Genomic DNA, 19,105 nt, shown 5'->3' on the forward strand with positions numbered 1-19,105 from the left:
TTTCATTTGCACCTTTTTCTATTTAAAGCATATAATCAGTTTACGTAAAACTTTGCCACAAACGCAGCCGTCTCGCGCTTTTTGAAAGGTACATCCCAGGTACCATCATACGTAACCAAAGCCGGTATTAAAAGATCATTTTTCTTAGTCATCTCCACATTCATACGCACGTTAAAATCAAATAACAACGTTTTATAAGAAAGCGAATATTTACGGCCTACGATCTCAAAGTTCTCCTTATTAAAATAAGTCACCAGCTCATTGATCACCACATCACCCCGGTCTATGCGGCCCAGGTCTTTTTTAACGCGGGCGGCAAATACATAACAGGATACGCCCAGGTAATTTTCCGCGGTAATGAAAAAATCATAAAAGCGCATTACTTCCGGGTTAAAGATGGCTACTTTAGGACCCACAATAGGTACGCCGCGTACGGGTTTGCCGGGATTAAAGATCAGCTGTTTTAACTGGGCCTTATGCCGTTGCATACTGCCGCCGCCCTGCTCCGTACCATTGCCATTTGCATCTACACAGGCAGTACCTTTTGTGAAGAACAGGCCGGCATACAACTCTGCGGTGTAGTAATTATAATCGCCTTTGGAGGTGTAAAAATCGCCGGTAACCTTTTCATTCATTACCTGCATGGTGCGGCAAAGGCCATTCATGGTCTGGTGCGTTTCGCTTTTCAGGGAAGCTTTCACCTGTTTATCCTTATCGTATATACGAATATCGTTATCGGCGGTAAAGCCCAGCAGGCGCAGGTTCTTAAAGGCCCGGTAAAAAGTGGTATCTTCTTCCACCCGTTTAATAAAGCTATTAACGTCAAAGCCTATACGTTTGGCATTCACGACCACTTCATCCAGGTTCACAGTCATTCCTTTATAACGGGCAGTATCCTGGGCATAGGTATTATGAAAGTGTAACAGCCCGGTTATCAGAAAACCGGTAACAACCACGAAAAACTTCTGCATTCCTGCAAAATAGGAAAAATGTAATTAATGGCGGAATGCGGGTATCTGCACTAACTAATATATTGATATGATGGTGTGTGGGAAGAGTTTTGTTAATAAAGGGTTAAGCAAATTTAGAGATTGGAACTACTATGGCCGCATGTGTATGCGGGCGCATGCACATGAAATTATTTTGTTAATGAAGAGTTAAAGATCTACCGCTTCTCGCATTTGGCCGTTTCATCTGCTACCATACGCAGCAAATGATCCTTAATTGCAGGTGGTGGTGTAATGGCCTGCAGGCTTACATACTGCTCCAGGTCCCGGCGGCAGGATTCTATCTCCTTTTCCAGCTCAGGATACGCTACCATAGCGGCTTCTAACTCTTTAGCTTCGGCTTCCGAGGCCATACCGGTTACATACAATTCAATGATGCCGGAGGATATAAAACGCTCTAAGCTCACTGTTTTATAAAGTTTTTAAAAGATTCCTTAATTTGATCATCGCCAGGCGTGTTCTGGTCTTAACCGTACCCAAAGGTATGTTCAATATGGTAGATATTTCTTCTTGTGTACAACCTTTATAATACGACAGGTCAATGATAATACGCTGTTCTTTATTCAGTTTTTCCAAAACTTTTGAAAGTCCCAGATGATCAGTAGATTGGTAAACGGCTAGGTGACCTGTATATAAATGTACGTCGTCCCCGACATCTTGGATTTTTTGCTCAAACCGGTGGGCTTTAGACCGGAGCATATCAATGGCTGTATTGCGCGTAATATTCAGCATCCAGGTGAACAACCTGCCTTTTTCCTCGTTATAGCGGTCAATATTGCGCCATATTTTCAGGAACACTTCCTGCAGCGTATCGCCGGCTGCATTTTCATCATTCAGTATTTTCAATGCAACCCCGTACAGGGCAGGCGAATAATGATCATATAAATAGCCGAATACGCGCTGGTTCCTGGCTTTCAGTCCCTGAATTAATTCTGCTTCCGTATATGTATAATCGGATTCCACTAGTCTCCTGGTTATTTAAAAGGTTTCCTAAGGCAACAGTACCTGCTAAGCAATCGCTTTCAGAATGGGCTGGTCTGTTATAAAATTCACTGATTCTAAAGGAGGCAAGATTATGAATGGGGTAAAATGAGATTGAAAGATAAGGAATTAATTAATAATTAAAAGTGAATACGGGATAATTAACAAGTGAGTATACAGGCAAAATTTTAATATAATAAAATCAGTTAATTATTAGTGGCTCATTATTAATAAAGCACCGCTCAACCATTTACTTTACCGCTTACAAACAGCTGGTCAGGGGTAGGGGAGGCATTCCCCCCTTTTTTTTCCAGGGTAATGAAGAATACTTGGGCGGCAGCCAGGTCCTTCATTTTTTGCAGGGTGGTATGCTGTGGTCCCATTTCAAACACACCGGCATCCACCGGTTTACCATTCACCATGGCCCACAGCTGGTATTGCTGATCTGCAGCAGGTTCCGGCAGGGACTGCGCCAGCAGGTACACTTCTTTGGATTGCGGGTTCCAGCCTATACTGGCAAACTGGCCGGCATGCTTACTGTTGCCGGAAAGCCGGGTCCATTTAAAGGCCGGATCTTTCAGCAACAATAACTCCCGCTCCGTATGCTGCAGTTTTGATTGTAAGGATTGATGATCAGTAATAGCTTGATTGTGAGTGGAGATCAGCTCTTCGTGTTGCTGTTTTAATGTTTTATGGCGATCGGCATACCGGACATTCATGACCAAACTGATGATCAGCAGCACAACTGCCAGTACCAGCGCATATTGCCAGATACGCACCTGCGGAATGGATAGTTTGAAACCTGCCGGTGGCGCCTCTTCTTCCATCACCGGCTCCCGCAGCTCTTCCGGCAGCAGGGTTTCCCCTTCCTCAGAGTCTTCGTTCTCTATTACTTCCATCAGGCGTTTGCGGATGCCTTTTGGCGGCGTAATAGCATGCAGCTGCACATATCTTTCCATATCCTGGCGGCAGGCATCTACCGCTGCCTTTACTTCCGGGTACAGGCTTATAGCCTGCTCCACTTCCCGGGCTTCCTGCGCGGGCAGCAGGCCTACCACATAACTTTCAATGATACCGGACGATATGTAGCGTTGTACATCCACCTTGATTACACCTGTTTTAAGAGATTCCTTAATTGAATAATGGCATTGCGCATTCTTGTCTTAACAGTGCCCAGCGGTATGTCCAGTAGTTTGGCAATTTCATCTTGTGTACAGCCCCGGTAATAGGCCAGGTCAATGATCACCCGCTGCTCTTTGTTCAGCTGGTCCAGCACTTTGGACAAGCCCAGGTGGTCTACGGACTGCTGCACGCTCAGTTTTTCCCATTGCAAAGTACCATTGCTTAGCTCCTGCATTTTCTGATCCAGCTTATGCGCACGTGAGCGCAGCGTATCAATAGCCGTGTTGCGGGCAATGTTCAGCATCCAGGTGAACAGGCGTCCCTTGTCCGGATCGTAACGCTCTGCGCTACGCCAGATCTTGAGGAAGATCTCCTGTAATGCATCTACCGCGATATTCTCATCGTTCACCACTTTAAGGGCCACACCGTACAAAGCCGGAGAGTAATGGTCATATAAGTAACTGAATACCTTCTCGTCCCGGGCTTTTAGTCCCTGAACAAGTTCAGCTTCTGTATATGTAAGAGAGGGTCTCAAGTTGGACACAGGGATAGTTAAGTAAAAGCAGTGTCCAAAGTAAAAGGATTATTTTACATTACAAAATTTTTATCTATTTTATTTATGGAAAATCATTTTGTAATCGGTACTTATTTTTCCTTTGGAAATATCTTCCAGTTTCCCTTTTAGCATTCTGCGCTTCAGGGGCTTCAGGTAGTCGATGAACAGTTTACCATCAAGATGGTCATATTCATGGAAGATCACGCGTGCAGTAATGCCGTGAAAGGTTTGTTCGTGCGGTTGAAAATTTTCATCTACATAACGCAGGCGGATGGTTTCGGGGCGGTACACATCCTCCCGGATCTTGGGTATGCTCAGGCAGCCTTCATTATAGGGCCATTCCTTGCCTTCAGCATCTACTATATGGGCGTTGATAAATACCTGTTTAACGCCCTGGTCGCCGGGATACTCAGCTTTTTCGTCTTCTTCCAGGTTATTGATGATCTGCTCACTATCTACCACAAATAAGCGGATAGCTTTATTTACCTGTGGTGCGGCCAGTCCTACCCCGCTGGAACCATACATGGTTTCCCACATATTGGCAATAAACTGTTGCAAATGCGGATAGTCAGGGGTAATATCTTCACTAACTTTTCTTAGCACCGGGTGGCCGAACGCTACAATGGGTAATATCATTGCTAATTAATATTTTTTAAAGAGGGCAAAGGTAATAAATAGTTGGGAGTTAGCTATTAGCTGTTAGCAGTTAGAGGGCGTAGAACGCAGGGGAGTAGTGTAGCGGTTAGGAACATACACCTAATGGGCGATTGTTAGGCATATATATTATAGAACAGCAGGAAAAGCATATAGCATAACCTAGGAGAAGCGGCCATCAACTGCTAACAGCTAAAAGCCAACAGCTAATTGCTAACTACTTGTACTGCAAGTACTCCTGAAGTAAAACAGTGGCGCTGATCTCATCCACCAGGGCCTTGTTCTGCCGGTCTTTCTTTTTAAGGCCGCTATCTATCATGGAACGGAAGGCTATTTTGGATGTAAAACGCTCGTCTATTTTTTTCACCGGCATATCCGGGAAATTTTTGTGCAGGATGCGGATACATTCAGTGACCAGGGCAGTAGCATCTGTAGCATTACCATCCAGGCCCTTGGGCTCGCCAATAATAATTTCAGACACCGTTTCCTGCGCAAAGTATTTTTTCAGGTAAGGGATCAGGTCGTGCGTAAGCACCGTCGTTAACCCGCTGGCAATCAGCTGCAGCGGATCTGTAACGGCCAGGCCGGTCCTTTTTTTTCCGTAATCAATGGCCAGAATGCGCCCCATAATTGTTTGTAAGATGCGTTAAAAATTTACCCGATGATCAGCATATCGCTGATCACAAATACGGCATATACCACGCTGGCAATACCATTGGTGGTCATAAAGGCCAGGTTTACCCGGCTCAGATCATGCGGTTTTACCAGCAAATGCTGGGATATTAGCATAATAATGAACACGCCGGCGCCTATCCAGTACAGCCAGTGAAAATGCCCTATTACACCAATGCCCAGCACAATAATGCCGGCTATGATGTGCAGCACTTCGGAAAAGCGCAGCGCGCCTGGTTTGCCCAGCCAGGCTGGTATGGAGTTAAGGGATTGGGAACGGTCAAATTCCTCATCCTGCAGGGCATAAATAATATCAAAGCCCGATACCCAGCAAAGCACCAGCACCGATACCAGTACCGGCAGCAGGTCAAAATAACCGGTTACGGACAGGAAAGCCCCAATGGGCGCCAGGGACAGGCCCAGGCCCAGCACAAGATGGCAGAGCGCCGTAAAACGTTTGGTATAACTATACCCCAGCACCACCAGCAGCGCTACAGGCGACAGGAAAAAGCAAAGACGGTTAATGAACCAGCTGCACAGCATGAACAGCGCGGCATTGGCGATTACAAAGAACAGGGCATTACCCGGCGCTATGATACCGGCAGGAATTTCCCTTTTCGCAGTACGCGGGTTCCGTTTGTCAATATCCGCATCCAGCCAGCGGTTAAAGGCCATGGCAGCGCTGCGGGCAAATACCATGCACAGCACAACCAGCACAAACTGCTGCCAGTGAAAAGGTTGCTGCGCCTTTATAGTAGCCATAAAAAAACCGGTCATGGCAAAAGGCATGGCAAAAATGGTGTGACTGAACTTTACCAGCGAAAGGTATTTATTAACGGTGCTGATCATGTTTTTTGAGCTTTTGGCTTTTAGCTATTAGCTGCTAAAAGCTAATGGCTAATAGCTATTTTTTCAACTTTGCAAAGATATCCCAAACCACAATACCGGCGCTCACGGAAATGTTGAGGGAGTGTTTCATACCGCTCTGCGGTATCTCAATACAACCATTCACCAGCTGCATCACCGCAGCATCCACACCCGACACCTCATTGCCGAAAACAAGCGCCAGCGGCTGGTTGGCAGGTGGTGTAAATGCATCCAGCATTATGCTTTGTGCAGCCTGCTCTACAGCCATTACGGCATAACCGGCAGCCTGTAATTGCTGTACGGCATCCAGCGTGGTGGGTAGGTATTGCCAATCCACTGTTTCAGTAGCGCCCAGGGCGGTTTTGTGAATATCCCGGTGTGGCGGGGTAGGCGTGTAGCCGCAAAGCACCATGCCCTGTAAAAGAAAAGCATCGGCGGTACGGAAAACCGATCCTACGTTATGCATGCTCCGCACATTATCCAGCACCAGCACCAGCGGCGTTTTATCCGCTGCTTTGAACTGGTGGATGGTTTTACGCCCCAACTCATCCATGGTTAATTTACGCATAGAGCGCAAAGATAGGAGAATAAGTTAGCAGTTGGCTGTTAGCTGTTAGCCGTTAGTGGCTGATGGCCGCTACTCTAGGGTTATGCTATTACTGCACGCTATTGCTTATGCCAATTGCCCATTAGGTGTATCTTCCTGGCATATACCATCCGCTGCTACTTCCCTATACTTCACTACTTCCCTACGTACTACTCCCCAACAGCTAACAGCTAATAGCTAACAGCCAGCTGCCCGCTGCCAACTATGGACTGCATTTAATATATTTGCCCCCTATGGCTAAAAGCAAATCAGAAGAAACCCCATTGATGCAGCAGCACAATGCCATTAAGGCAAAATATCCGGATGCCGTGCTGCTTTTCCGGGTGGGCGATTTTTATGAAACGTTTAACGAGGATGCCGTGATCGCTGCACGGGTACTGGGCATTGTATTAACAAAAAGAGCCAACGGCGCCGCTTCTTATGTGGACCTGGCGGGCTTTCCACACCATGCGCTGGATACTTACCTGCATAAGCTGGTAAAGGCTGGCTACCGGGTAGCGGTATGCGATCAGCTGGAAGATCCCAAGTCTGTAAAAGGTATTGTAAAACGGGGCGTTACGGAAATGGTAACACCCGGTGTGGCCGTAAATGATAAGCTGCTGGAAAATGCCAGCAACAACTTTCTTGCCGCCGTGCACTTTGGCAATAATAATACGGGTGTAGCTTTCCTGGATATCTCTACCGGCGAGTTCTTTATAGCACAGGGCAACCTGGAATATATTGACAAGCTGCTGCAAAGTTTTAAACCCGCAGAGGTAGTGTTTGCCAAACCCCAGCAAAAACATTTCCGCCAGCATTTTGGCAGCCGCTTTTATACCTACACGCTGGATGAGTGGATCTTTACCACGCAATACAGCCAGGAAATATTACTTAAACATTTTGGTACGCACTCCCTGAAAGGTTTTGGTGTAGCCGACCTGGAAGAGGCGCATATTGCTGCAGGCGCTACCCTGCATTACCTGCGCGATACAGAGCACCCGCATCTGCAGCATATTACCGGCATACAGCGTATAGACCAGGATGATTTTTTGTGGATGGACCGCTTTACCGTGCGTAACCTGGAGCTCATGAACAGCAGCGTGGAAAACGGGCATACGCTGCTGAATGTGCTGGATAATACAGTATGCCCCATGGGCGCCCGCCTGCTGAAACGCTGGCTGGTATTTCCGCTCCGCGATCCGCAACAGATCAACGAACGGCTGGATGTGGTAGAGTACTTTATTAAAGAAACCGACCTGGCCAAAAACCTGCAGCAACACCTGAAACAAGCCGGCGACCTGGAAAGGCTGGTATCTAAGATACCGCTGAAAAAGATCAATCCACGGGAGGTAATGCAGCTGGCCAGATCCCTGCAGCAGGTGCATGCCATACAGGAGCTGTTAGTTACTACCAGCAATACCTACCTGCAACGCCTGCACGCACAAATGGATCCCTGCCCGGCCATACTGGACCGTATCTTACAACAGGTAACAGATACGCCGCCGGTACTGGTAAATAAAGGCGGCACCATCCGGGAAGGGGTGCATACAGAGCTGGACAAGCTCCGGATGATAGCCAGCTCCGGCAAGGAATACCTGCTGCAGATCCAGCAAAAAGAATCAGAAGCTACCGGCATTCCCTCCCTGAAAGTGGCCTTCAACAATGTGTTTGGCTATTACCTGGAAGTAACCAATGCCCATAAGAATAAAGTACCTAACAGCTGGATCCGGAAACAAACCCTGGCCAATGCAGAGCGGTACATTACACCGGAGCTGAAGGAATATGAAGAGCAGATCACCGGAGCAGAAGAAAAAATACTGGCCCTGGAAATACAGCTGTTTGATGACCTGCTGCTGGCTTTACAGGAATACATAGTGCCCATGCAGCAAAATGCACAAGCCATGGCGCGCATAGATTGCCTGTTATGTTTTGCTGGCAACGCGCTGCAATACAAATACCGGCGCCCGGTGCTTACAGATAGCTTTGAGCTGGATATTAAAGAAGGCCGCCACCCGGTAATTGAACGCGGCCTTCCGGCCGGTGAGAGTTATGTGGCCAACGATATTTTACTGGACCAGGAGCAACAGCAGATCATTATCCTTACTGGTCCTAACATGAGCGGTAAATCGGCCCTGCTGCGGCAAACAGCGCTTATTACGCTGATGGCGCATATGGGTAGTTTTGTACCTGCCAGCAGCGCTACCATTGGTTTAACGGATAAGATCTTTACACGTGTAGGCGCTTCCGATAACCTGAGCGGCGGAGAATCAACCTTTATGGTGGAGATGAACGAAACCGCCAGCATCATCAACAACATTACACCCCGCAGCCTGGTGATCCTGGATGAAATAGGCCGCGGCACCAGCACCTACGATGGTATTTCCATTGCCTGGAGCATTGTGGAATACCTACATGATATGACGCCGCATAAACCCAAAACATTATTTGCTACGCACTATCATGAGCTGAATGAGCTGGAAAATAAACATAGCCGGGTAAAGAACTACCATATCACCAATATGGAATCCGGCAATAAAGTGATCTTCCTCCGTAAGCTGGCGCCGGGCGGCAGCCGGCATAGCTTTGGTATTCATGTAGCCCGTATGGCAGGTATGCCGCCTGCTTTAGTGAACCGTGCCAATGAAGTGCTGGCGCAGCTGGAAGAAAAACATATTGAAGCGCCGCTGCAGCATAACATTAAACAAATAGCCAACTCCACCAAAGTGCAGCTTAGCATTTTTGATGCGCATAGCGATACCTTTAAACAGATCCGGGATATGCTGGAGCATGTGGACATTAACCGCTTAACACCGGTAGAAGCGCTGCTGAAGTTGAGCGAGATCAAGGGGCTACTATAATTAATAAGGGTATTTGCGCAAGATCTCATGCTTAAGGGGTATTACAGCATCCATTCATCATACTTAAATTACTGTTTTATGTAAAATGAACTTAATTGATAATGTAATAATTAAATTCATTTTCATTAACATCTGATTAGCGCTATAATTATATCAGCTGCCTTATTTTTGTTACAGAGAGATGCAATGGTATGTGTTACATACCAATAAACAGCCCGAAAGGGCTGTTTATTATCAACATTCTGCAGACCTATAAGGATGAGAGAGTAATAGCGTGCCTGCACGCAAAACGGCAGCCCATCAGGGCTGCCGTTTTTTATTAAAATTATTTGCAGAAAGCTTTGTTTTATAGGGTTACTACTATTCCTCCAGTGGCCGTGCAGCTACATACCGCCGCCATTTTTCCAGCACATTTTTAAAATCATCCGGTAACGGGCTTTCAAATTGTATAGGTTGCCGGGTGCGGGGATGAATAAAACCCAGGGTCTGCGCATGCAGCGCATGGCGGGGAATAACCTCAAAACAGTTTTCTATGAACTGTTTGTATTTGGCAAAAATGGTTCCTTTTACAATGCGGTTCCCCCCGTAGGTATCATCATTGAACAAAGGGTGCCCAATGTGCTGCATGTGTACCCGTATCTGGTGCGTACCGCCGGTTTCCAGCCGGCAGGCAATAAGGGTTACGTAATTAAACCGTTCCAGCACTTTATAATGGGTAATAGCTTCTTTGCCATACTCGCCATCCGGGTAGGCGTCCATGATCTTGCGGAATCGCTGGTGCCGGCCCACATGGGCTACTATGGTACCTTCGTCCTCCTCAAAATCGCCCCACACCAGGGCCAGGTAACGGCGCTGTACGGTATGGTCAAAGAACTGTTTGGCCAGGTCGGTCATAGCCTTATCTGATTTGGCTATCACCAGCAGGCCGCTGGTATTTTTATCAATGCGGTGTACCAGGCCAAAGCGCGGTATCTCCGGTATTACGGCTGTGCGGGAATTTTCATCGCCCAGGTACCAGGCCAGCCCGTTCACCAGGGTGCCGGTATAGTTGCCGCAGCCGGGATGCACCACCAGGCCTGCGTGTTTGTTGATGATCATGAGGTCATCATCCTCGTAAACAATATCCAGCGGCATATCTTCCGGCAATACTTCCAGGCTTTCCGGGTTTTTGCTGGAATAAACGATAATGCGGTCGCCGGGTTTTACCTTATAGTTGGATTTTACAGGTTTTTCATTCACCAGCACCATGCTGTTTTCACAAGCTTGTTGGATCTTATTACGCGTAGCGCCTTCCACCCGGTTCATCAGGAATTTATCAATGCGCAGGGGCTCCTGGCCTTTATCAACCTGTATATTTACCCGTTCGTACAGTTCCTCACTGCCTTCCCCGTTGTCCAGCTCATCTTCCAGTTCCGGTAATACTTCCGCCATGTGTGCTTTAAAATTTTTGCAAAAGTACGGCTATTTTCGCGCACCCTGGCAGTGTTGAACGCTTATCTGCCATATCAGCACGTTTTCTCCATACAACCACTTCCCCTCATTCTGCTGCAGGATGTTATCTTCCTGATCCGCCGTCTTGCCCCTTTCTCCGGATCCCGTAGATCCAGCCTACTCCATACAGCCACTACCCGCCATCCTGCTGCTACTTTGTTATCCTTCCCGGTCCGCCGTCTTGCCTCCCCTTCTCCAAATCCGGTAAATCCAGCGTAAATTTGCAGCATGAAACAACAGATCAATGTAGATGATTTAGGCCTGATCGATTACCAGCAAGCCTGGGACTACCAGGAGAACCTGTTACAACAGAATGTGCGTATTAAACTGGATGCCAGCCGCGCTGCGGTTGCCACTCCGCCCGCTACTATACATCACCTGCTTTTTTGCGAACACCCGCCTGTATATACCCTGGGTAAAAGCGGCCATATGGAAAACCTGCTCATTAACGAGCAGCAGATGAAGGAGAAGGCTATCAGCTTTGTACCCACCAACCGGGGCGGGGATATTACCTTTCATGGCCCGGGCCAGGTAGTAGGTTACCCCATCCTGGACCTGGAATACTTTTTTACAGACCTGGGCCGCTACCTGCGCTCCCTGGAAGAAGTGATCATTTTAACCCTGGCTGATTATGGGATCGCTGCCGGCCGTTCCAAAGGCGAGACCGGCGTATGGCTATCGCCGGAAGACCCGGCCACTGCCCGTAAGATATGCGCTATGGGAGTACGCTGCAGCCGCTGGGTAACTATGCACGGTTTTGCGCTGAATGTAAATACTGACCTTAGTTATTTTAACCATATTATACCCTGTGGCATTACCGATAAAAAGGTAGCCTCCATGCACGAGGAGCTGGGCGGCCCGGTACCGGTAGAGGAGGTAAAAGTCAGGCTGCAAAAGCACTTTGGAGAAGTATTTGGTGCTGAGCTGATGGTTAAAGTGTAATGCCCCGTGGTCTAACTTATTGTATAATAGCCCGGTGTCCCAATTCCGATGGTCCAGAAGTTCCTGGCTTTTTCAAGGTCTTCATCAAGTAATTCCCGGTTGTCTTCATATTCACCGCTCTCTTTCATTTCAGCGATGCTTTCCTGCACTTCTTTTTCCGTGAACTCCCGCCAAACACCAACTGAGATATTCACAAAGCCGTAGCAGTACTCCGCTTCAGAGTCATCTACCGGACCCTGATTTTTTTCTGAAAGCAGGGCCAGAAGATTGTCTGCGCCAACCCGGAAAGGATCGATCCCATAGAGCGATAACTGTGTTTTTTCGGGAACAGGGCCGTAAATAAACTCTATAAATTCAACCATACCAGACTTATCAAAATCAATCCGGCACTCATAGTCATCATAAAACGACCGGCTGTCGTCCGAATGATTGCCAGGTTTTCCCAGTATTTTTTCAATAGCAGATCTGGACTGGCCTAAATTGATGGCGCCAACACCTGGAATGTCAATCCCTTGTAAGGGGAGGATAGTAATAGTTGTCATAGTATATTGTTTCCCTACTAGATCCCATGTTTTTCCCTAGTACATCCCTAGTGAAGTTCATGTCAGGCCTCTTATTTCACTCCTACGATCTGTAATTCAACGGTATAAAAAAGCTCCATTTCTCTTTCAGCTTGCCATCCTCATACAGCTCAAAGTTAAACCAGCCGGAGTGCAGGAATATGGCCTTTTCCAATATCAGGAAAGGTTCTTTTACCTGATCTATCTGGAACAGGAAGCCGCCATCCGTTTCAAAGAATTTAACAGAATATTTCTTTTTCTCCGCATCCGGCAGGTTAATGTTCACATTGCCGTCTACGGTGGTATATACCGTATTGGAGGGATGCCATGCTACTTTTTCGGGTGTCTTTTCTCCGTTGGCAGCATTTTTCTGTAATTCCTTTACATCTTCCATATCCAGCTTCTGGGTGGCTTTGATGGTGCTGTCCGGCACAGCCAGTACAGTATTGCTGTACATGTACCGCCCGGTGTTCAGCAGTATGAACAGGCGGTAATAGTTGCTGCCGGGTAAAGGTTTGGTATCCAGGTACACATTCCGGGTTTGGGCCGGGTAAGATGCATATGCAATAGTGTTGAAGTTCAGCACACTATCCAGCGAACGCTGTATACCGATCTGTTTTACATTGGTAAAACCAGACAGCCATTCCAGCTGTATCTTACCGGTTTTGATCAGGGCCATAAAATCCGGCAGCACCGGCGGAGTGTACTGCTGGGAAGGCTCCTGCTGGGCATAAGCACACAGCGTAAATATGTTGAGTAATAATGCTATAAATGATAAACGCGCGATCTGCTTCATACAACAAAAAACAAGTTCAGTTCCACTTTACTATTGCTAATGCTTTTACAGGCGCCGGGCATAGCCAATTCCGGATGGGTAGGTAACTCACCGGGCATATGCTAAGACCTGTAAAAGGGATTGGCTGTTAAGTTGGCAAAAATACAATTAGCTCCAAATATAGCGAAGCGCTTTTTATTAAAAGCATAGAACGCCGGGAGCCAGGGAAAGATTGCCCTGTAAACCACCGGTATGGATCAGCAGCAGGCGGCTGCCCGGGGGAAAATAGCCCTGCTGTACCAGCTGCTGCAGGCCCCACGCCATTTTGCCGGTATAGATCATATCCAGCGGTACCCCGGTTTGTGTATAAAAGTCATTTATAAAGTCTATCAGTTCCGGGCTTACTTTAGCATACCCGCCCCCATGAAATCCTTGTAATAGCTCCCAGTTAGCAGTGGCAGGGCCTTCCAGCAGGTTCTCCACTTCCTGCTGCAAATAGGTGCCGCCTTTTAATACGGCAATGCCCAATACCTGTTGCTGTGGTTGTGCGCTGTTAATTAATCCCGCCAGCGTAGTGCCTGTGCCTGCCGGGCATAGGATATGCGTAAAATGTTGAGTGGGCGCCAAGGATAATATTTCCTTACACCCCGCCGCACCAGCTGCATTATGGCCGCCTTCCGGGATTATAAATCCATCGGGGTATTGTGCCTCCCAATCCGTATTACCTTTTTGTTTATAAGCCTCCCGGCTTATGAAGTGCAGCTGCATGCCATAACGTTGCGCCTGTTGTAAGGTAAGGCTCAGCGCAGGCGCTGCTTCCCCGCGTATAATACCTGTGCTTTGCAGGCCCGCTAACCGGCAGGCCGCCGCTGTAGCAGCTATATGGTTAGACCATGCCCCGCCAAACGTTACAATGCGCGTTTTACCGGCCGCTTTTGCCTGTGCCAGGTTCTGTTTCAGCTTAAACCATTTGTTGCCGGATATCTCCGGGTGCAGCAGGTCTAAACGCAACATGGCTGCCTCCAGTTGCGGAGGCAGCCATGCTGGTTGTATGGGCTGAAGAATAATATTTGAATAGTTAGGTTGGTCCATGGTCTACTCTACAAACAACGCATTCCTCAAATTCATATTCCCTGTTTTGGTACGCACGGTTACGCCCAGTTCAGCGCCGCCGCCTGCGTTAAAGTACAATACCTTTATTTTGTGGAAACCGGCCTTCAAAGGCACAATACCGGTTTTATCCAGTGGTGCATGTTCGCCGTCATTATCTACGGTCAGGTCATCATCTATGTAAAGTACACCGCCATCATCGCATTTCAGGTTAAACTCATACACACCATCCGCATCCACTTTTATGTAACCTTCATAGGCTAAGCTGAAAGCATCCTTTTTCAGGAAAGGGCGCAGGTCAAACGATGGCTGCACACCGCTGCTGTCGGCCTGTCCGCTTACCTGCCTGGCATTTTTAAAAGCACGGTTGTAGGCATTAAAGCGAATGCCTTTGCTGGCAGGGTTCACATTAGCTGCTGCTACATAATCTTTACGCAGGTAAGTAGCGCTGTATACGCTGCTCTTACGGCCGGAAGGCGTTACCACAATGCATTTCAGCACAGTAGGCGTTTTGTGCACAGGCAGGCTGATGGTTTCTTTATAAAGCGTGCTGCTTTCTGTAGGCTCGCTGCCATCAGTAGTATAATAGATCTTAGCGCCTGCTACTAAAGGCCGCAGGGTAATACTGGTTTTGGAAGATGCTGTTACGTTATTTTCCAAACCTGCAGGTTCCGGTATGCGGAAGGACACGCCGGTTTTGTCCATATGGGCCAGCTGTGCGGGCAGGCGTTCTAAGAAATTATCATAGTTCTTTTCAGCTGCCGGCGACCAGGTGATCTCTGCAACTGCCAGGGCGCGGGGCCATAACATATAATCCACCAATTGTCCGGTAGGCAGGTACTCTGTCCATAAGTTGGCCTGCACGCCTTTAATATATCCCTGCTCGTTATCCGTAAGGGTAGGGGGCAGGGGCTCATAGTTATATACGGTTTGCAGGGGCAAAAAGCCGCCAATGTTCAGCGGTTCAGTAGCCGGGTTACCCTGGTAATAATCCAGGTACAGGTAAGTATTGGGCGTCATGATCACATCATGTTTTTCTTTGGCCGCAGCAATACCGCCTGCCTCGCCCCGCCAGCTCATTACAGTGGCATTGGGTGCCAGGCCGCCTTCCAGGATCTCGTCCCAGCCAATAATACGGCGTCCTTTGCTGTTAATGAACTTTTCCATGCGCTGTATAAAATAGCTTTGCAGGGCGTGTTCGTCCTTTAAGCCTAGTTCTTTCATGCGTTTCTGGCACTTGGGGCATTCCTTCCAGCGGTCCTTGGGGCATTCATCGCCGCCAATATGAATGTACTGGCCGGGAAACAGGTCCATTACCTCTGTTAATACATTTTCCAGGAACGTATATACGGAGTCGTTACCCGCGCAATACACCTCTTTATTCACACCCCATTTGCCGGATACTTTATACGGCCCGCCAGTGCAGCCCAGGTTAGGATAGGCTGCCAGCGCAGCTTCCGAATGGCCGGGCATTTCTATTTCAGGGATGATGGTAATATGCCGCTCTGCCGCATATTTTACAATATCCCTTACTTCATCCTGTGTGTAATAACCGCCATGGGGCTTACCATCATAGGTATTGCTGCGGGCAGCATGGCCTACAATGGTTTCTGCACGTTTAGAGGATATTTCCTGCAGGCGCGGGTAGCGTTTTATTTCTATATGCCAGCCCTGGTCTTCCGTGAGGTGCCAGTGAAAGCGGTTAAACTTGTACTGCGCCATTACATCAATAAAGTGTTTTACATAGTCTGGGGGAAAAAACCAGCGGCCTGCATCCAGCATCAGCCCGCGATAGGCAAAACGTGGTGCATCTGTGATCTTTACGTTCGGTATGGTCACTGCATCGCCCTCAACCTGCATCAGCTGCTGTAAGGTTTGCAGGCCATAGAACAGGCCGGCGCCATTGCCGCGCAGCTGCACCATTTTACTGGTTACCCACAGTACATAACCTTCTTCCGGCAGGGTATTATCCGGCACAATAGAGATCATGCCGGTAGCCGTTTTGGCCATGGCCTTATTCATGGGCAGGGTAATGCCGTTGTTGGCCTTTAAAAAAACGTTCAGCAGGTCGGCCACTTTTTTAGCCTCATCATCCCCGTAAAGGATGCGGGTTACTTTGGAAAAGCTAAAAGTACCCGCTGTAGTTTGAACGGATTTAGGCTGCGGCACCAGGTGCACGGCCGGCGTTTGCTGTGCGCTGGTTATTACGCACCACAGCAAAGCCCAGGAAAACACTAAAAGTTTCTTCATATTTGTTTGTTTATAAAAGCATAAAGCAGAAAGGATAAAGCATAAAGCTTTGTCCTGCGCTTCCGTTAAAATTTACTATTTGAAGCATAAAGCATAAAGCATAAAGCATAAAGCTCCAAACTTCCAGGCAGTAAGCTTTCCGCTAAAAATTTACTATCATACCTCCAGGCCCCAGCCCAACGCAGTCAGCTTTCTGCTTTCCGCTTTTAGCTTTCTGCTAGAATTCACTATTTATTCATATAAGCATAAAGTATAAAGCCCAATCCCCAAAGCAGGAAGCTTTCCGCTTTATGCTTTCAGCTATCCGCCTTACGCTTTGTGCTTTCTGCTTTCCCCTTTCTGCTAAAAAAGAACGCGTAAAATACTTTTAATGACTAAATTTAACGCTGATATTTATGGTTCAAGATTTGAAAATTAAAAACTAATCAGTAGAAAATGAAACCTACTTTATTGATCCTGGCAGCAGGCATGGCAAGCCGGTACGGTAGCTTAAAACAGATCCAGCAGTTTGGTCCCAGCGGTGAAACCATCGTGGACTATTCTATTTTTGACGCCATCCGTGCTGGTTTTGGTAAGATCGTATTTATCATTCGTAAAGACTTTGAAAAAGATTTCAAAGACATTTTTGAGCCCAAGCTGAAAGGCAAGGTAGCTACTGATTACGTATTCCAGGAAATGAATGCCTTTACACAAGGCCATGAAGTACCGGCAGACCGTGCTAAACCCTGGGGTACCGCACATGCCGTATTATGCGCTAAGAACGCCATTAACGAGCCTTTTGCCGTAATTAATGCAGATGACTTCTACGGCCGCGATGCTTTTCAGAAAGCAGCCGACTTCTTAAATAACAAATGCGCAGCAGATACCTATGCAGTAGTAGGGTATGAGCTGGGTAAAACCGTGAGTGAGCATGGATCCGTATCCCGCGGCGTATGCGCTGCAGATGCTAATGGCAACCTGTCTGCCATCAACGAACGCACCAAGATCTATCCTGAAGGCGGCCAGATCGTGTATGAAGAAGCAGATGGTTCCAAACACCCGCTGTCTCCTGATACCCCGGTATCTATGAACTTCTGGGGTTTCCATCCCTCCGTATTTGACCTGAGTGAAAAACAGTTCAAAGCCTTCCTGGATAAGAACATCAGCAACCCTAAGTCAGAGTTCTTCATTCCCATTGTAGTGGATCACTTTATACAGAACAAGCTGGGTGTGGTGAACGTTATTCCTACCAGCTCTAAATGGTTTGGTGTAACCTATAAAGAAGATGCTCCCGGCGTACAGGAAAGCCTGAATGCACTGGTAGCTCAAGGAGAATATCCCAACAACTTATGGAAATAAGACCGCATGACAGTATCCTGCAAGCTTTCAATATAGATGGCGCCGGAACAGAGATCAAAAAATTCGGCAGCGGTCATATTAACAATACCTTCCTGGTAGAAACCCGGAACGAGAGCCAGCTGATACTGCAACGTATTAATACAGCCGTATTTAAGGAACCGGCGGCCATAGCGCTTAACCAGCGCATGGCCGCCAATTACCTGTCCCTGCACCACCCGGAGTACCTGTTTATAACGCCGGTGCCCACGGTAGACGGGCAGGACCTGTTTGTGTTCAATGACGAATACTGGCGTGTAATACCCTTTATTGCCGGCTCCCTGACAGTAGACCAGGCCGATGATCCGGCCCAGGCCTTCCAGGCAGCACAGCAGTTTGGCCGCCTGGCCCGTTACCTGGATGGTATTGATATGCAGGATTTTAAGGCTACCATCCCCAACTTCCATAACTTAACCTTACGCTACAACGCTTTTGAAGAAGCCGTGCAAAATGCAGGTGCAGAGCGTAAAACAACAGCAGAGGACCTTATAAAGGCCTTTCTGCAGCATAAAGATATTGCCGCTACCTATGAGCGTTTAACCGGTAACCCGCAGTTCCCGGACCGCCTCATGCACCACGATACCAAGATCAATAATGTATTGCTGCAAAAGGGCACCTACAAAGGACTGTGTGTGTGCGACCTGGATACCCTGATGCCCGGTAAGATCATTTCTGACCTGGGCGATATGGTGCGCACCTATGTATGCCCTGTATCTGAAGAGGAGCCGGATATTAGCCGCATCCGCATCCGCCAGGAGTATTATCATGCCTTAATGGATGGTTATTTATCAGAAATAGGTGATGTGCTCACAGAAGTAGAGAAGGAACACCTGTTCTATGCAGGCCCCTTTATGATCTATATGCAGGGCCTCCGCTTTTTAACGGATTATCTGAACGGGGATGTGTATTACCCCATCAAATACCCGCAGCATAACTATAACCGGGCCATCAACCAGCTTACCTTACTGGAACGGTTACTGGAAAAAGAGGGCGTTTTACAGGAAATTATCAGCACCTGCCTTGGAAAAGCAAGAAAGGATATATAATATTCTTACTATTTTGATAGAAATCATCTAAAGAACGAAGTAAAAATTTCAATATCTTCAAAAACAGGCTCCTTAGTTGCGAAACATCAAAATTTTTAATTGATATTGTTTTTTCGTGCGTACTCTAATACATTTGTAGTCACAGTAAAATAAATATGTCCCTCCATGTGGGTAAATAAAGACAATAATAAACTCAATCACATAGTACCGCAGCTCAACTGGGCTATTACGCTGGTCGTGATTGTCGTTGTCAT

At 47.5% G+C, this 19,105-nt stretch carries 18 protein-coding genes; 4 read left to right on the forward strand and 14 right to left on the reverse strand.

The features are described from left to right. Positions 1 to 35 precede the first annotated feature (35 nt). The 9 genes from KVT36_RS13900 to KVT36_RS13940 form a co-directional block, all read right to left on the reverse strand. Positions 36 to 971, reverse strand: coding sequence for a hypothetical protein (locus KVT36_RS13900; protein WP_217604109.1), 936 nt, complete (start codon positions 969 to 971; stop codon positions 36 to 38). Between the two features lie 194 nt (positions 972 to 1,165). Beyond that, positions 1,166 to 1,414 (reverse strand): hypothetical protein, encoded by a 249-nt coding sequence (locus KVT36_RS13905; protein WP_089913851.1) that lies wholly within the window; start codon positions 1,412 to 1,414, stop codon positions 1,166 to 1,168. Positions 1,415 to 1,418: 4 nt separating this feature from the next. Beyond that, positions 1,419 to 1,970 (reverse strand): RNA polymerase sigma factor, encoded by a 552-nt coding sequence (locus KVT36_RS13910; protein ID WP_089913848.1) that lies wholly within the window; start codon positions 1,968 to 1,970, stop codon positions 1,419 to 1,421. A 260-nt stretch (positions 1,971 to 2,230) separates the two neighbouring features. Beyond that, positions 2,231 to 3,091: an anti-sigma factor gene (locus tag KVT36_RS13915; RefSeq protein ID WP_217604110.1), complete on the reverse strand. Its 861-nt coding sequence runs from the start codon at positions 3,089 to 3,091 to the stop codon at positions 2,231 to 2,233. A gap of 5 nt (positions 3,092 to 3,096) precedes the next feature. After that, positions 3,097 to 3,654, reverse strand: coding sequence for an RNA polymerase sigma factor (locus KVT36_RS13920; protein WP_368670024.1), 558 nt, complete (start codon positions 3,652 to 3,654; stop codon positions 3,097 to 3,099). Positions 3,655 to 3,723: 69 nt separating this feature from the next. Beyond that, complete coding sequence (gene def / locus KVT36_RS13925; RefSeq protein ID WP_217604111.1) at positions 3,724 to 4,302, reverse strand: peptide deformylase; 579 nt, start codon at positions 4,300 to 4,302, stop codon at positions 3,724 to 3,726. A 235-nt stretch (positions 4,303 to 4,537) separates the two neighbouring features. Next, the gene (gene ruvX, locus KVT36_RS13930; protein ID WP_089913837.1) at positions 4,538 to 4,948 is read right to left on the reverse strand and encodes a Holliday junction resolvase RuvX; all 411 of its coding nucleotides are present in this window, start codon (positions 4,946 to 4,948) and stop codon (positions 4,538 to 4,540) included. 26 nt (positions 4,949 to 4,974) lie between these two features. Continuing rightward, positions 4,975 to 5,841 (reverse strand): UbiA-like polyprenyltransferase, encoded by an 867-nt coding sequence (locus tag KVT36_RS13935; RefSeq protein ID WP_217604112.1) that lies wholly within the window; start codon positions 5,839 to 5,841, stop codon positions 4,975 to 4,977. 55 nt (positions 5,842 to 5,896) lie between these two features. Further along, on the reverse strand, positions 5,897 to 6,427 hold the full coding sequence (locus tag KVT36_RS13940) for an RNA methyltransferase (RefSeq protein ID WP_254639991.1): 531 nt from the start codon (positions 6,425 to 6,427) through the stop codon (positions 5,897 to 5,899). Between the two features lie 272 nt (positions 6,428 to 6,699). On the opposite strand from KVT36_RS13940, the gene mutS reads away from it, so the two are divergent. Continuing rightward, positions 6,700 to 9,303: a DNA mismatch repair protein MutS gene (gene mutS / locus KVT36_RS13945; protein ID WP_217604113.1), complete on the forward strand. Its 2,604-nt coding sequence runs from the start codon at positions 6,700 to 6,702 to the stop codon at positions 9,301 to 9,303. Between the two features lie 360 nt (positions 9,304 to 9,663). Here the strand turns inward: mutS and KVT36_RS13950 are convergent, their stop codons facing one another. Further along, a complete protein-coding gene (locus KVT36_RS13950) occupies positions 9,664 to 10,734 on the reverse strand; it encodes an RluA family pseudouridine synthase (protein ID WP_217604114.1) in 1,071 nt (356 codons plus the stop codon). 288 nt (positions 10,735 to 11,022) lie between these two features. Here KVT36_RS13950 and lipB point away from each other — a divergent pair, with 288 nt between their 5' ends. Then, complete coding sequence (lipB, locus tag KVT36_RS13955; protein ID WP_217604115.1) at positions 11,023 to 11,736, forward strand: lipoyl(octanoyl) transferase LipB; 714 nt, start codon at positions 11,023 to 11,025, stop codon at positions 11,734 to 11,736. Positions 11,737 to 11,747: 11 nt separating this feature from the next. Here the strand turns inward: lipB and KVT36_RS13960 are convergent, their stop codons facing one another. The 4 genes from KVT36_RS13960 to KVT36_RS13975 all read right to left on the reverse strand — a co-directional run bounded on the left by KVT36_RS13960 (position 11,748) and on the right by KVT36_RS13975 (position 16,431). Next, entirely contained in the window at positions 11,748 to 12,278 is a 531-nt protein-coding gene (locus tag KVT36_RS13960; protein WP_217604116.1) for a hypothetical protein, read from the reverse strand. Positions 12,279 to 12,360: 82 nt separating this feature from the next. Continuing rightward, on the reverse strand, positions 12,361 to 13,092 hold the full coding sequence (locus tag KVT36_RS13965) for a hypothetical protein (protein ID WP_217604117.1): 732 nt from the start codon (positions 13,090 to 13,092) through the stop codon (positions 12,361 to 12,363). A 177-nt stretch (positions 13,093 to 13,269) separates the two neighbouring features. Next, positions 13,270 to 14,163 carry a 1-aminocyclopropane-1-carboxylate deaminase/D-cysteine desulfhydrase gene (locus tag KVT36_RS13970; protein ID WP_217604118.1) on the reverse strand — a complete coding sequence of 298 codons (894 nt, stop codon included), beginning with the start codon at positions 14,161 to 14,163 and terminating at the stop codon, positions 13,270 to 13,272. A gap of 3 nt (positions 14,164 to 14,166) precedes the next feature. Beyond that, positions 14,167 to 16,431 (reverse strand): family 20 glycosylhydrolase, encoded by a 2,265-nt coding sequence (locus tag KVT36_RS13975; protein WP_217604119.1) that lies wholly within the window; start codon positions 16,429 to 16,431, stop codon positions 14,167 to 14,169. A 435-nt stretch (positions 16,432 to 16,866) separates the two neighbouring features. Here KVT36_RS13975 and KVT36_RS13980 point away from each other — a divergent pair, with 435 nt between their 5' ends. Together KVT36_RS13980 and KVT36_RS13985 are read left to right on the forward strand one after the other, a co-directional pair. Continuing rightward, a complete protein-coding gene (locus tag KVT36_RS13980) occupies positions 16,867 to 17,769 on the forward strand; it encodes a sugar phosphate nucleotidyltransferase (protein ID WP_217604120.1) in 903 nt (300 codons plus the stop codon). After that, the gene (locus tag KVT36_RS13985) at positions 17,760 to 18,851 is read left to right on the forward strand and encodes a phosphotransferase enzyme family protein (RefSeq protein ID WP_217604121.1); all 1,092 of its coding nucleotides are present in this window, start codon (positions 17,760 to 17,762) and stop codon (positions 18,849 to 18,851) included. Before KVT36_RS13980 ends, KVT36_RS13985 begins: the two co-directional genes overlap by 10 nt. The last annotated feature ends 254 nt before the right edge of the window (positions 18,852 to 19,105 follow it).

Origin of the sequence: Chitinophaga sp. GbtcB8 (assembly GCF_019091455.1) — a bacterium.
GTDB lineage: Bacteria > Bacteroidota > Bacteroidia > Chitinophagales > Chitinophagaceae > Chitinophaga.

Bases quoted from the DNA above. Each gene is read 5' to 3' on its own strand.
- KVT36_RS13900 (WP_217604109.1), bottom strand. From the start codon at position 971: ATGCAGAAGTTTTTCGTGGTTGTTACCGGTTTTCTGATAACCGGGCTG.
- def (WP_217604111.1), bottom strand. From the start codon at position 4,302: ATGATATTACCCATTGTAGCGTTCGGCCACCCGGTGCTAAGAAAAGTT.
- ruvX (WP_089913837.1), bottom strand. From the start codon at position 4,948: ATGGGGCGCATTCTGGCCATTGATTACGGAAAAAAAAGGACCGGCCTG.
- KVT36_RS13935 (WP_217604112.1), bottom strand. From the start codon at position 5,841: ATGATCAGCACCGTTAATAAATACCTTTCGCTGGTAAAGTTCAGTCAC.
- KVT36_RS13940 (WP_254639991.1), bottom strand. From the start codon at position 6,427: ATGCGTAAATTAACCATGGATGAGTTGGGGCGTAAAACCATCCACCAG.
- mutS (WP_217604113.1), top strand. From the start codon at position 6,700: ATGGCTAAAAGCAAATCAGAAGAAACCCCATTGATGCAGCAGCACAAT.
- KVT36_RS13950 (WP_217604114.1), bottom strand. From the start codon at position 10,734: ATGGCGGAAGTATTACCGGAACTGGAAGATGAGCTGGACAACGGGGAA.
- lipB (WP_217604115.1), top strand. From the start codon at position 11,023: ATGAAACAACAGATCAATGTAGATGATTTAGGCCTGATCGATTACCAG.
- KVT36_RS13960 (WP_217604116.1), bottom strand. From the start codon at position 12,278: ATGACAACTATTACTATCCTCCCCTTACAAGGGATTGACATTCCAGGT.
- KVT36_RS13965 (WP_217604117.1), bottom strand. From the start codon at position 13,092: ATGAAGCAGATCGCGCGTTTATCATTTATAGCATTATTACTCAACATA.
- KVT36_RS13970 (WP_217604118.1), bottom strand. From the start codon at position 14,163: ATGGACCAACCTAACTATTCAAATATTATTCTTCAGCCCATACAACCA.
- KVT36_RS13975 (WP_217604119.1), bottom strand. From the start codon at position 16,431: ATGAAGAAACTTTTAGTGTTTTCCTGGGCTTTGCTGTGGTGCGTAATA.
- KVT36_RS13980 (WP_217604120.1), top strand. From the start codon at position 16,867: ATGAAACCTACTTTATTGATCCTGGCAGCAGGCATGGCAAGCCGGTAC.
- KVT36_RS13985 (WP_217604121.1), top strand. From the start codon at position 17,760: ATGGAAATAAGACCGCATGACAGTATCCTGCAAGCTTTCAATATAGAT.